General features: G+C 61.4%; 13 protein-coding genes. 4 read left to right on the top strand and 9 right to left on the bottom strand.

What is annotated here, in order from left to right; all coding sequences use genetic code 11:
• The first annotated feature begins 197 nt into the window (after positions 1–197).
• Positions 198–860, top strand: coding sequence for a hypothetical protein (locus D3870_RS01265; RefSeq protein ID WP_119736012.1), 663 nt, complete (start codon positions 198–200; stop codon positions 858–860).
• Between the two features lie 160 nt (positions 861–1,020).
• On the opposite strand, the gene ptsP is transcribed toward D3870_RS01265, so the two are convergent.
• From ptsP to D3870_RS01225, 8 genes are all read right to left on the bottom strand, one after another.
• Positions 1,021–2,769, bottom strand: a complete 1,749-nt coding sequence (ptsP, locus tag D3870_RS01260; protein ID WP_119736010.1) for a phosphoenolpyruvate--protein phosphotransferase — start codon at positions 2,767–2,769, stop codon at positions 1,021–1,023.
• A 59-nt stretch (positions 2,770–2,828) separates the two neighbouring features.
• The gene (locus D3870_RS01255) at positions 2,829–3,098 is read right to left on the bottom strand and encodes an HPr family phosphocarrier protein (protein WP_119736008.1); all 270 of its coding nucleotides are present in this window, start codon (positions 3,096–3,098) and stop codon (positions 2,829–2,831) included.
• Positions 3,099–3,120: 22 nt separating this feature from the next.
• A complete protein-coding gene (locus D3870_RS01250) occupies positions 3,121–3,528 on the bottom strand; it encodes a PTS sugar transporter subunit IIA (protein WP_119741504.1) in 408 nt (135 codons plus the stop codon).
• 43 nt (positions 3,529–3,571) lie between these two features.
• Complete coding sequence (gshB, locus tag D3870_RS01245) at positions 3,572–4,510, bottom strand: glutathione synthase (RefSeq protein WP_119736007.1); 939 nt, start codon at positions 4,508–4,510, stop codon at positions 3,572–3,574.
• Positions 4,511–4,526: 16 nt separating this feature from the next.
• Positions 4,527–5,825 (bottom strand): glutamate--cysteine ligase, encoded by a 1,299-nt coding sequence (gene gshA, locus D3870_RS01240; RefSeq protein WP_119736005.1) that lies wholly within the window; start codon positions 5,823–5,825, stop codon positions 4,527–4,529.
• 295 nt (positions 5,826–6,120) lie between these two features.
• Positions 6,121–7,653, bottom strand: coding sequence for an ammonium transporter (locus tag D3870_RS01235; RefSeq protein ID WP_119736003.1), 1,533 nt, complete (start codon positions 7,651–7,653; stop codon positions 6,121–6,123).
• A 12-nt stretch (positions 7,654–7,665) separates the two neighbouring features.
• Positions 7,666–8,004, bottom strand: a complete 339-nt coding sequence (locus tag D3870_RS01230) for a P-II family nitrogen regulator (RefSeq protein WP_119736001.1) — start codon at positions 8,002–8,004, stop codon at positions 7,666–7,668.
• A 17-nt stretch (positions 8,005–8,021) separates the two neighbouring features.
• Complete coding sequence (locus D3870_RS01225) at positions 8,022–8,816, bottom strand: TorF family putative porin (RefSeq protein ID WP_119736000.1); 795 nt, start codon at positions 8,814–8,816, stop codon at positions 8,022–8,024.
• 255 nt (positions 8,817–9,071) lie between these two features.
• Here D3870_RS01225 and D3870_RS01220 point away from each other — a divergent pair, with 255 nt between their 5' ends.
• The 3 genes from D3870_RS01220 to D3870_RS01210 all read left to right on the top strand — a co-directional run bounded on the left by D3870_RS01220 (position 9,072) and on the right by D3870_RS01210 (position 11,387).
• Entirely contained in the window at positions 9,072–9,311 is a 240-nt protein-coding gene (locus tag D3870_RS01220; protein ID WP_119735998.1) for an accessory factor UbiK family protein, read from the top strand.
• Positions 9,312–9,417: 106 nt separating this feature from the next.
• Positions 9,418–9,789 (top strand): aminoacyl-tRNA synthetase, encoded by a 372-nt coding sequence (locus tag D3870_RS01215; RefSeq protein WP_119735996.1) that lies wholly within the window; start codon positions 9,418–9,420, stop codon positions 9,787–9,789.
• A 74-nt stretch (positions 9,790–9,863) separates the two neighbouring features.
• Positions 9,864–11,387, top strand: a complete 1,524-nt coding sequence (locus D3870_RS01210) for a YifB family Mg chelatase-like AAA ATPase (protein ID WP_119735994.1) — start codon at positions 9,864–9,866, stop codon at positions 11,385–11,387.
• A 2-nt stretch (positions 11,388–11,389) separates the two neighbouring features.
• Here the strand turns inward: D3870_RS01210 and D3870_RS01205 are convergent, their stop codons facing one another.
• Positions 11,390–12,838 carry an aminotransferase-like domain-containing protein gene (locus D3870_RS01205; protein WP_119735992.1) on the bottom strand — a complete coding sequence of 483 codons (1,449 nt, stop codon included), beginning with the start codon at positions 12,836–12,838 and terminating at the stop codon, positions 11,390–11,392.
• Positions 12,839–12,877: the final 39 nt, after the last annotated feature.

The following is a 12,877-nucleotide window of genomic DNA, read 5'->3' as shown; positions in this document are numbered from 1 at the left end:
GGCTGAGTACAGAACACCCGAACGCAGACAAGCAGTATCAACAGTCATCGCCGAATCGGAAAGTTCTGAATCATTCCCGGTTCCATATACACTTTGGTCCGAAATCAATTTTTCGGTCAGGTCTTAATTCCGATGGTTCACTGTGAACCATGCTTTACCTTTTACATAATTCAACCTAAACAACTGTTGAAATTCATATGAAGATGCTGCGTACATTTGCAATTCTTTTAGCATGCCTGACTATTAATGCATGCACTACCGTCAACACCCCTCCTGGTAAATTTGCTCTCTCAGAGTATGAAGGTAACCAGCTGCAAAAGGTATCTTTACAATATGTGTCGCTAACGAAGAATGACTTTAAAGACGAAGCGGTCCGGTCATTTCTTTCATCGAAAGAGTTTGATACTTTTGGTGAACATCTAATTCCCGTCGTATCTTCGAAACTCGCTGAACGTGGTATCGATGTGTTGTCACAACAGATCGAAACGATTTCCACCCCCGATCAAAGCATCTCATCCTCTGCGACACCCAATAAGAAACGCGCCAAAGCAGACCCACCAATGATAGTGTCGATATTGGTTCCCAATCTGAATTGGACCGGGCCGCAAATATTGAGAATACACGCGAAAAGCGCTGGGACATTTCGGAATCAGGGCAAAGGCTTCGTGATTTTTCAGGTATCTCTTTCGGACTCGGTCAATGAAGACAACGGGAAGCCCCTCCGAGTAAATGTTTGGAGTGCCACGATCAGTGTGGACGTGCCAAGCTTTTATAGATTTGACAAAAGCAGAGCTGAATTTTTTGCTGACAGCCTAATTCAAAAGCTCGAAGAAAATCATTTGCTTCACAAAAGGAAATAATCAAGGTGGCTGTAAAGGAATCTGGCGAGCCCGGTAGGGTGGGCACGCAGTGCCCACGCGGACATAATCCACCCTCCGACATCGCCACCACATCGACCTTGCGCCGCGTGGGCACTGCGTGCCCACGCTACGAATTCTGCGAGCTTTGCATCAAGAGCGACTACATCGCCCGCAAACGCTCGACCGCCTCGGCAATCGCGAGATGCTCCAGTGTCCGCAGTATCTTCTTCGTCTGAGGAACGATCGCATCAAGATCGCTGTTGAGGATTTCCTGCTTGACCGACAACAGCTGCGCCGGGTGCATCGAAAATTCGCGCAGGCCCATGCCTAGCAACAAGCGCGTCAGCTTGGTGTCGCCGGCCATTTCGCCGCAGACAGAAACCGGCACGCCGTATTTCGCGCCGATGGAGATGGTGGTGGACAAGAGGTACAGCACGGCCGGATGCAGCGGGTTGTACAGGTGCGCAACCTCATGGTCGGCGCGGTCGATGGCGAGGGTGTACTGGATCAGGTCGTTGGTGCCGATCGACAGGAAATCCATGCGCTTGATGAACAGCGGCAGCGTCAGCGCCGCGGCGGGAATCTCGATCATTGCGCCGACCGGGACCAGCGGATCGAACTTCACATGCGCGTCGCGCAACTGTGTCTTGGCCTGTTCGATCATCGCCAGCGTCTGGTCGATTTCGAAGCCGTGCGCCAGCATCGGCACCAGCAGCTTGACCGGGCCGTAGGCGGAGGCGCGCAGGATCGCGCGCAATTGCTCGAGGAACATCTGCGGTTCGGCGAGGCAGAAGCGGATCGCGCGCAGGCCGAGCGCCGGATTGAGCGCGGTCTGTTCCGCCACGTCGAGCGGCTTGTCGGCGCCGATGTCGAGCGTGCGGATCGTGACCGGGCGGCCTTTCATCGCGAGCACGGCCTTGCGGTAGGACTCGAACTGCTCGTCTTCCGACGGCAGCTTGCTCAGTGAGCCGGTGCGGCCCATGAACAGGTATTCAGAGCGGAACAGGCCGACGCCGGATGCTCCCGCCTCCATCGCAGCAGGGCAATCATCGGGCAATTCGATGTTAGCCAGCAGCGCGATCTCGGTGCCGTCGCGCGTCACGGCCGGCATCTTCTTCAGCCTGGAGAGTTTCTTGCGCTCGCGCATCAAGCGCGCGTGCCGCTCGCGGTATTGCTCCATCACCTTCGGCGACGGATCGACGATCAGCACGCCGGCATCGCCGTCGATGATGAGCCAGTCGTCCTGCTCGATCAGCGCCGAGGCTTTGTACATGCCGACCACTGCCGGGATGTCGAGGCTGCGCGCGACGATGGCGGTATGGGAATTCTGGCCGCCGAGGTCGGTGACGAATCCGCCGAAGGCGCGTTCCTTGAAGCGCAGCATGTCGGCCGGCGAAATGTCATGCGCCACCACGATCATGCGGGCGGCCGCGTCGTCACCGCCATCGGGTTCGGGCAGCGCGGCGGTGCCGGTCAGGACCTTCAGCACGCGCTCGCCGACCTGCTGGATATCCGCCTTGCGCTCGCGCAGGTAGGCGTCCTCGACTTCATCGAACTGCGCCGACAGTTCGTCGATCTGCGTCACCAGCGCCCACTCGGCGTTGTAATAGCGAGTACGAATGATATCGAGCGGCATCTCCGCGATCATCGGATCCGACAGGATCAGCGCATGCACGTCGATGAATGCGCCGAGCTCGGCTGGCGCATCCTTCGGCAGTTCGCGCCAGATGGTCTGCAACTCGCGATGCACGGTTTCGATCGCCTGCTGCAACCGTTCCACCTCCGCTTCGACCTGCTCGTCCGCGATCAGGTAGTGCCGAACGTCGAGCGCCGCCGGCGCAAGCAGATGCGCGCGGCCGATTGCGATGCCGCGCGAAACCGGGATGCCATGTAGCGTAAAGGATGCCATGCGTGCCTGCCTGATGTGTCTGCTTATTTGTCTGCTTGTTTGTCTGCTTGTTTGTCTATTTATTCGCCTTCGCCGAACTTGTTCTGGATCAGCTCGACCAGTGCATCAAAGCACTCTTTCTCGTCGGTGCCGTCCGTCTCGAGCAGGATCGTGGCACCCTTGCCGGCCGCCAGCATCATCACTCCCATGATCGATTTGGCATTGACGCGCCGCTTGTTGCGGGTCATCCAGACTTCGCTCTTGTACTTCGCTGCCATCTGCGTGAATTTTGCGGAGGCCCGTGCATGCAGGCCCAGTTTGTTGATGATTTCGATTTCTTGCTGGATCATTGATGTTCTGGTTGTGGTTGATTCAATTCGGCGAAAGGCGAATGCGGTTGTCGACACGCGTGGCGCCGTTCTGTCCGCCGGCGAGCGCCATTTCCATCACGACGTCGAGCGTGTCGTTGCGGTAGGTGATCGCGCGCAGCAGCATCGGCAGGCTGATGCCGGCAATGATGTCGACGTGGCCCGGCTCGGCCAGGCACAGCGTGCAGTTCGACGGCGTGCCGCCCATCACGTCCGTGATCACCAGCACGCCGCTGCCGTCGTCGAGGCGGGCAATCGCCTCGCGCGCGTTGCGGCTGACTTCATTCGGATCCTGATCCGCCAGCACGTCGATCGCCTCCAGTCGCTCGGGCCGGCTGCGGAAGACATGAGTAGCCGCCTCGATGAAGGCGTTGCCGAGCGGCGCGTGCGTCAGGAGAAGAATACCAACCATGTTCAGGGCATTGGGCGAAATACGGCGTGCTGCAATCGGGCCGTCACACTGCTTGTTCCAGGGCGTCAATGAACATCTGCGCGACATTGAAGCCGGTTTGCTGCGTGATCTCCTGGAAGCAGGTCGGGCTGGTGACGTTGATCTCCGTCAAATAATCACCGATGACATCCAATCCTACCAGCAACAAGCCGCGCTTTGAAAGCACCGGCGCAAGCGCCTCGCCGATTTCGCGGTCGCGCGCGGAGAGCGCGCGGGCGACGCCGAGGCCGCCGGCGGCAAGGTTGCCGCGCACTTCGCCGTTTTGCGGAATGCGCGCGAGACAATACGGCACGACCTGTCCGCCGATCAAGAGGATGCGCTTGTCGCCCTCGGCGATTTCCGGAATGAAGCGCTGCACCATGATCGTGTGTCTGCCGTTGCCGGTCAGTGTTTCGATGATGGAGCCGAGATTGAGCCCGTCTTCCTTCACGCGGAAGATGCCGGTGCCGCCCATGCCGTCGAGCGGCTTGAGAATGATGTCCCTGTGCTCGTCGTGGAAGGCGCGCACCCTGGCTGCGTTGCCGGTCACCAGCGTCGGCGCGGTGAATTGCGGGAACTGCGCGATCGCGAGTTTCTCGTTGTGGCTGCGGATCGCCTCCGGCCGGTTGAAGATGCGCGCGCCCTTCGCCTCCGCCCGCTCCAGCAGATACGTGAGGTAGATGTATTCCATGTCGAACGGCGGGTCCTTGCGCACCATCACCGCGTCGAATTCAGTCAGATGCATCGCCAGCGGCGCTTCGGCACGATACCAGTCCTTCGCGTCGCCGGTGAGCGTAATGCGCTTCACATTCGCGACCACCTCGCCGCCATCGAGCGCCATGTCCTTCTGCTCGAACGCGAAAATGGCATGACCGCGCTTCGCGGCCTCCGCCATCATCGCGTAGGTCGAATCCTTGTAGGTCTTGAAGCTGTCGAGCGGGTCGGCGAGGAAGGCGAGTTTCATGGGCACGCGTCAGTGGTCAGTAGACTTCCGGGTTCGGATCGGTTTTTTCGAGTTCGAGCGAGCCCGCCAGCAGGGCCAGCCGCGCCACCACGCCGTACATGTAGAAGCGGTTCGGCGCGGCGGTGCCGGGCTTGGCATGCATGTCGGGCAGCGCGTGCTGCTGCGCGAACGCGAGCGGCACGAAATGCGCGCCGGGCGAATTCAGATTTTCATCGATGCCGCGCTCGGCGTGCACGCGATAGAAGCCGCCGACCACGTAGCGGTCGATCATGTACACGACCGGCTCGGCCACCGCGTCGTTGATGTGCTCGAAGGTGTGCACGCCTTCCTGGATGATGACGTCGGACACTTCGAGGCCTTCCTTCACCACCGACATCTTGTTGCGCTGCTTGCGGTTCAGGTCCTTGACTTCGCTTGCATCCTTGACCGACATGATGCCCATGCCGTAGGTGCCGGCATCGGCCTTGACGATCACGAAAGGCGTTTCCTTGATGCCGTATTCCTTGTACTTCTTGCGGATCTTCGCCAGCACGGCGTCGACGTTGGACGCGAGACAATCCTCGCCTTCGCGTTCCTGGAAGTTGATGCCGCTGCACTTCGCGAAATAGGGATTGAGCATCCATTGATCGACGTCGATCAGTTTGGCGAATTTCTTCACCACTTCGTCATAGGCGGCGAAGTGATTGCTCTTGCGGCGCACGGCCCAGCCCGCATGCAGCGGCGGCAGCAAATTCTGCTCGTGCAGGTTTTCCAGCACCGGCGGAATGCCGGACGACAAGTCGTTGTTCAACAGGACGGTGCACGGATCGAAATTCTTGAGTCCCAGGCGACGACCGTTGTTGATGCGTTCCAGCGGTTCCAGCGTGATGGTGTTGCCGTCCGGCAGATCGATCTGGGTAGGTTCCTTCACGTCGTCCGACAGCGAGCCGAGACGGACATTGAGGCCGGTCTGGCGGAAGATTTGCGTCAGGCGCGCGACATTTTGCAGATAGAAGGTATTGCGCGTGTGGCGCTCGGGAATCAGCAGCAGGTTCTTGGCATCCGGACAGTATTTCTCGATGGCCGCCATCGCCGCCTGCACCGCCAGCGGCAGCATTTCCGGGGACAAATTATTGAAGCCGCCGGGAAACAGATTGGTATCGACGGGCGCCAGCTTGAAGCCGGCATTGCGCAAATCCACCGAGCAATAGAACGGCGGCGTGTGTTCCTGCCACTCCAGCCGGAACCAGCGCTCGATGGCGGGCGTGGCGGCGAGGATTTTCTTTTCGAGGTCGAGAAGCGGCCCGTTCAGGGCCGTGACGAGATGCGGAACCATATAAGCCTTCGGTATGTAGTGCGCAATGAGGCGCAACGTTGGAAGTGATGCCGATTCTAACGGGAATCGCTGTTTCGCGTCGGCAGCACCGTTATAACAATATACAGTTTATGAAGTCCGTCCGATTTCACAAACGACAATCTCGGACGGCGACAGTTTCATGGGAAGGGAACGTGTTTCATGTCAGGGCGCGGCCGCATTTTTCAAACGCAAGGGACGAAAAAAAGCGCCTCTCTCGGAGGCGCTTGCAAAATCCGCTTGAACGGATGAGGAGACTACTGTTGTTGTCGCTCGATCAATAGTGGTAGGCCGATTCGCCGTGGCTGGTGATGTCGAGGCCTTCGCGCTCCTGCTCTTCCGGCACGCGCAGGCCGACGATCAGGTCAACCAGCTTGTAGGCGATGAACGCGACCACGCCGGACCACACGATGGTGGTAAGCACGCCTTGCGCCTGGATCCAGACCTGACCCGCGATCGAATAATCGTCGGCAACCTTGTTGGCAACATAGTCGTAGATGCCGGTGCCGCCGAGCGAAGGCGCGGCAAACACACCCGTCAGCAATGCACCGAGGATGCCACCGACGCCGTGTACACCGAACACGTCGAGCGAATCGTCCGCGCCGAGCATGCGCTTCAGGCCGTTCACGCCCCACAGGCAGACGATGCCGGCCAGCAAGCCGATGGCGAGACCGCCCATCACGCCGACAAAGCCGGCCGCCGGAGTGATCGCCACGAGGCCGGCGACTGCGCCGGAGGCCGCACCCAGCATCGAAGGCTTGCCCTTGCCCATCCATTCGCCGAAGCTCCAGGACAGGGTTGCAGCAGCCGTTGCCAGGATCGTGTTGACGAACGCGAGGGCCGCAGTGCCGCCGGCTTCGAGCGCCGAGCCGGCGTTGAAGCCGAACCAGCCCACCCACAAGAGCGATGCGCCGATCATGGTCATCGTCAGCGAGTGCGGCGCCATCGATTCCTTGCCGTAGCCGACGCGCTTGCCGATCACGAATGCACCGACCAGACCCGCCACCGCGGCATTGATATGCACCACGGTGCCGCCGGCGAAATCGAGCGCGCCCTTGGCGAACAGCCAGCCGGCGGCTGCGGTTGCCTTCTCTGCGGCGGCGGCATCGGTGTAGGCATCCGGGCCGGGCCAGAACCAGACCATGTGCGCCACCGGCAGGTAGCTGAAGGTGAACCACAGACCGATGAACAGCAGCACGGCGGAGAACTTGATGCGCTCGGCGAATGCGCCGACGATCAGGCCGCAGGTGATTGCCGCGAACGTCGCCTGGAACACCACGAACACGAACTCGGGAATCACGACACCCTTGCTGAAGGTAGCCGCCAGCGATTCAGGCGTGATGCCTTTCAGGAACAGGCGATCGAACGAGCCGATGAAGCTGCCGCCCTCGGTGAACGCGAGCGAGTAGCCATAGATGCACCACAGCACGATGATCATCGAGAAGATCACGAACACCTGCATCAGGATCGACAGCATGTTCTTGGAGCGGACCAGGCCGCCGTAGAACAAGGCCAGGCCCGGGATGGTCATCAGGATCACCAGCACGGTGGCGGTCATCATCCACGCGGTGTCGCCCTTGTTGGCGACCGGCGCGGCAGCGGCAGGTGCGGCAGCAGCCGGTGCTGCGGCGGTTGTGGCCGGAGCCGCCGCGGCGGCAGCGGGCGCCGCAGGGGATGCCGCCGGCGCGCCGTTGATGGCCGCCGCCTCGGGTTTGGAGCTTGGCGCATCGACCGCCAGCGCGGACTGCGAGAACCCGACCGCGAACAGCAGCGTGCTCGCGGCGAGGAAGCGTAGCAATTGTTTTTTCATGTTGTGTCTCCGTTAGAGTGCGTCGTTGCCGGTTTCGCCGGTACGGATACGCACGACTTGCTGCAAGTCGAATACGAAAATCTTGCCGTCGCCGATCTTGCCGGTGCGGGCTGCGGTCTCGATCGCCTCGATGGCGCGATCCACGATGGCGTCATCCACCGCCGCTTCGACTTTCGTCTTCGGCAGGAAATCGACGACGTATTCGGCGCCGCGATACAGCTCCGTGTGGCCCTTCTGCCGGCCGAAGCCCTTCACCTCGGTGACGGTGATGCCCTGCACGCCGATTGCCGACAGCGCCTCACGCACTTCGTCCAGCTTGAACGGCTTGATGATTGCGGTAATCAGTTTCATGATGAACCTCTTGCGCTTTAGAAGGTTTTGGAGAGGGACAGCACGGCCGTGGTTTCCCCCAGTTTCCTGGTCGAGCTGCCGTTGGTGGCCTGCCAGTAGTCCTTGTCGGCATCGGTGCCGATCACGGCCAGGCCGAGCGTGGCGAAGCCGAAATCGCGCGCCACGCCGATCTTGTAGTCGGTATAGCTCAACGCGCCGTAACTCTTCACGGTCTGGCGGCCGACATGCAGGTTCAGCGTGGTCTTGTCGGCGATTTCGAAGTTGGCGTTCAGGTCGAGATAGCCGGAGCCTTTCGAATTGCCGCTCGGGTTCAGCGCGGTGAAGGCGTAAAGGCCGGCGGTCGTGTTGTTCAGGCCGAAGAAGTCGGTCACGCCGTAGCTGTACTTGGCCGAGAACCACTTGTAGCCGACGGCGAAATAGATCTCGCCATTGTCGAATTTCTCGCTGGTGCCGGCGACCTTCGCGCCCGGATAGTAGTAGTACAGGAAGCCGACGTCGCCGGTGACATCCTTGACCGGTTCGAACTTGTAGCCGGCGTAGAAGTCCATCTCGATGGAGCCGCCTTGCGGATACTGCACGCCGCTGACGTTGGAGTTCCAGTTGCCGACGTAGAAACCGCTGCTGTGGGCGTAATCGAAGCCGCCCTGGATGGCCGGCTTCTTGAAGGTTTGCGAAATGCCGCGAAAACGATAGTCAGTGACTACCGCCACGTTGCCAGTAAAGGTATGCTCGGGTGCCGGCTGCGCCTGTTGCGCGGAAGCAGTCGAGGCAAATGCCGCAAGTACGGCGGAAGCTAAAATCAGTTTTTTCATCGCGCATCCCTGTTGGTCGTTGGAAGTTGTCGTTGTTGGAAGTGATAGAAATTGATTCCAAGCTACATTTAGCAGAACTCATGCCAGCCGATTCGGGAGCAATTGCGTTATCATTTTTACCACCAACCGGCTTGTGCAAGCCCTGCGCGCATCGATTTTCACTACCGCACCGGCCATCACGCACCGCCGTGGTTCGCACCACAAGAATGCGCACCAAGCAGGTGCAAAACATGCCACTTTTCAAGGATATCCATCATGGACAAGAACAATTTCTTCAACGACATGCAGGCCAAGTTCAACCAGGCGCTGGAAAGCTCGCCCGCCAAGGATCTCGAGAAAAACGTGAAGGCGATGTTGAGCCAGGGGTTTTCGAAACTCGACCTGGTCACGCGCGAGGAATTCGATGTACAGAGCCAGGTGCTCGCCAAGACACGCGCGAAACTGGAGGAACTGGAAGCGCGCGTGGCGGAGCTGGAAGCGCAGTTGAAGAAATGAGCGAGGCGCGTCTGGCCTGACGTGCCAGATGCGTCGCACGCGTCGGCAGCGCCGCCATGCGCGCTTGCATCGCAGCACCGATTCGCGGACTCGAGGAGATCAAGCCATGCGCATGAGCGATGAAGAATATTTTCGAAGCTGCGTCGCCAAGGAGCGGCATCTGGCGCAACTGCTCGGTCACCACAACATCGAAGAGTTCTACGAAAGCGCCGGCACCCTGTGGGACGACAGCAAGGCGCTGCCGCAATGGACGCGCGACTGGAATGCCTGCGCGCACCTGATGATCGAGCACGACATCACGATCGCCTACCACAGGGAGACGGGCGAGGCGCACAGCAGCTCGGCGACCGTGGGGCCGATCGTCGTCCGCTTCGCCGATCATCCGACGAAGGACCAGGCGATCCGATTTGCGATCGTGAAGGCCGTCACGTCGCTGCTGGAACATGCGCATCATCACAAGCATTGCCATGGGCATTGATTGACTGCGCCGACATGCGATCATGCCCCGCATCGCGGGACATCCGAACAACATCAATATCAACAACAACATCAATGAGTCTCGCTGTCTTGAAAAGCCGCGCGCTGGCCGGAATGGACGCGCCCGAAGTCACGGTCGAAGTGCATCTCGCCAACGGCCTTCCCTCCTTCACCATCGTCGGCCTGCCCGAAACCGAGGTCAAGGAATCGAAGGACCGGGTGCGCGCCGCGCTGCAGAATGCGCGCTTCGAGTTTCCCGCGCGCCGCATCACGGTCAATCTGGCGCCGGCCGATCTGCCCAAGGAATCGGGCCGCTTCGATCTGCCGATCGCGCTCGGCATCCTCGCCGCCTCCGGGCAGATGCCTGCCGATGAACTCGGCAAGTATGAATTTGCCGGCGAGCTGTCGCTGTCGGGCGAACTGCGGCCGATCCGGGGCGCGCTGGCGATGACGTATGCGATGCATCGCGCGGGAGATGCCAGCGGCAGGCAGCGCGCATTCATCCTGCCGCGCGCGAATGCGGATGAAGCGGCACTGGTCGCGGACGCGGCGATCCATCCCGCCGATTCGCTGCTGGATGTGTGCGCGCATTTCGCGGCGCTCGGTGGCGATGCGCAGCTGGCGCGTCACACGGCGCAGGCCGAGGCGGCGCGAGCGGCGTATCCCGATTTTTCCGAGGTCAAGGGGCAGGCGCAGGCCAAGCGTGCGCTGGAAGTGGCCGCAGCCGGCGGTCACAGCGTGCTGATGGTCGGTCCGCCCGGCACCGGCAAGTCGATGCTGGCGGCGCGTTTCCCCGGCATCCTGCCGCCGATGACGGATGAGGAGGCGCTGGAATCAGCGGCAGTGCAATCGCTCAACGGCGGCTTTTCGGTGGCGCGCTGGAAGGCGCGGCCGTACCGCGCGCCGCATCACACGGCATCGGGCGTGGCGCTGGTCGGCGGTGGCGGCACGCCGCGTCCGGGCGAGATTTCACTGGCGCATCGCGGCGTGCTGTTTCTCGATGAACTTCCCGAGTTCGACCGGAAAGTGCTGGAAGTGCTGCGCGAACCGCTGGAGTCGGGCCACATCACGATCTCGCGCGCGGCGCGGCAGGCGGACTTCCCGGCGCGCTTCCAGCTGGTGGCTGCCATGAATCCGTGCCCCTGCGGTTTTCTCGGTCATAGTTCCAACAAATGCCGCTGCACGCCGGACAACGTGGCGCGCTACCAGGATCGGATTTCCGGCCCGCTGCTCGACCGCATCGACATGCAGATCCAGGTCGGCGCGCTGCCGCACGAGGATTTGCTGAAGCAGGCCGATGGCGAGCCTTCCAGCGCCATCGCGGCACGCGTGGAACGCACGTTTGCGGCGCAGATCGCACGGCAGGGCAAGGGCAATCACGCGCTGTCGACCACGGAAATCGATGCGCACTGCAAACCGGATGCACAAGGCGAGCAATTGCTGCGCACCGCGATGACGCGCCTGAACTGGTCGGCGCGCGCCTACCACCGCGTGCTGAAGGTCGCCCGCACGATTGCCGATCTGGCGGGACAGGCCACGATAGGCCAGCCACATGTCGCCGAGGCGATCCAGTACCGCCGCGCGTTGCGCGAGCAATAGACTCAGGCCGCCTTGCGCGACAACATGGCGACGATTCCGCCGAGGCGGCGCATCGCTTCTTCAATATCCCGGGTGTGGGGGAAGCCGCAACTGATGCGAAGGAAATGATCGAAGCGGCTGGAGTTGGAGAACATGGCGCCGGGCGCGACGAGTATCCCTTCCTGCATCGCTGCCTCGAACACCTTGTCCGATGACAATTTGTTCGGCAGCTCGAGCCATAGCGTAAGGCCGCCATCGGGCATGTTCAACCGCGTGCCGGACGGGAAGGCGGTGGCGATCGCCTCGGCCACGCGCTCGCGCTGTTGCCGCAGTGCGGTGCGCAGACGGCGCAGATGGCGTTCGAAGGCGGGCGAGGCAATGTAATCAGCCGCCGCAAGCTGCGACCATTCCTCGTTGTCGTGCGACTGCGCATACTTGAGCATCGTCACCCGTGCCTGCCAGCGGCCAGCGACCATCCAGCCGAGCCGCATGCCGGGCGCGAGGGTCTTGCTGAGCGATGCGCAATGGATGACGTTGCCGCTGCGGTCCCAGGACTTCACTGCATTGAGCGGCGCGGCGACATCAACGAGGTCGCTATAGCAATCGTCTTCGATCAGCGGGACAGCGCGGCGTTCGCACAGTTGCACCAGGCGCCGCTTGTGCTCGTCGGGCATGATACTTCCCAGCGGATTCTGCAGATGCGGCACCACCACCACCGCCTTGATGTTGTCGTAGGTGCGCATGGCCAGTTCCAGCGCATCGAGCGACAGGCCGGTGGTGGCGCTGGTCGGGATTTCCAGCGCGCGCAGGCCGAGGCTTTCGAGGATCTGCAGCAGGCCGAAATACGCGGGCGACTCGACCGCGATGACATCCCCCGCCTGCGCCACCGCCCGCAGCGCAAGATTGAGTCCTTCGCTGCAGCCATGCGTGACCGTGATGTCGTCCGGCGACAGCACCATGCCGCTTTCCATTGCGCGCCTGGCCAGTACCGTTCTGAAGTGCGCATTGCCGCCGGGCGAAGTGCCGCGCACCAGCATGCCGGGCTCGCGCCGCAACGCGCGGATCGCGGCATTCTTGAGTTCTTCCGCCGGATACAGCTCGGGTGCGGCACGCGCCCCCGACAGATTGACCTTCACCGGATGGCGGCGTCCTTGCGCGATGAATTCCGACACGCGGGCATGGATGCCGACGTATTGCGCCGGATCGGGCGGCCGCGAGACGCTCGGTTCCTCGAGCGGCAGAATGGTCTTGCTCCACGGCCTGCGCACGAAATAGCCGGAGCGCGGGCGTGCCTCGACCCAGCCTTCGCTTTCAAGTTGGCGCAGGGACTGCAGTGCGGTGGACAGGCTGACAGCATGCTTGCGCATAAGGGAACGCACGGACGGCATGCGCTCGCCCTGCGCCAGCGTGCCGGCCTTGATCGCGGCCAGATAGTGGTCTGCCAGCTGCCGGTAGAGAGTTTGCGAATCCATGTCGCATGATCGCTTATTCATGAAGTGCGGAACAGATAT

The organism is Noviherbaspirillum cavernae (assembly GCF_003590875.1).
GTDB lineage: Bacteria > Pseudomonadota > Gammaproteobacteria > Burkholderiales > Burkholderiaceae_D > Noviherbaspirillum > Noviherbaspirillum cavernae.
The sequence above is the reverse complement of the archived record's forward strand: the minus strand, read 5'-3'. Positions and strand labels throughout refer to the sequence as shown.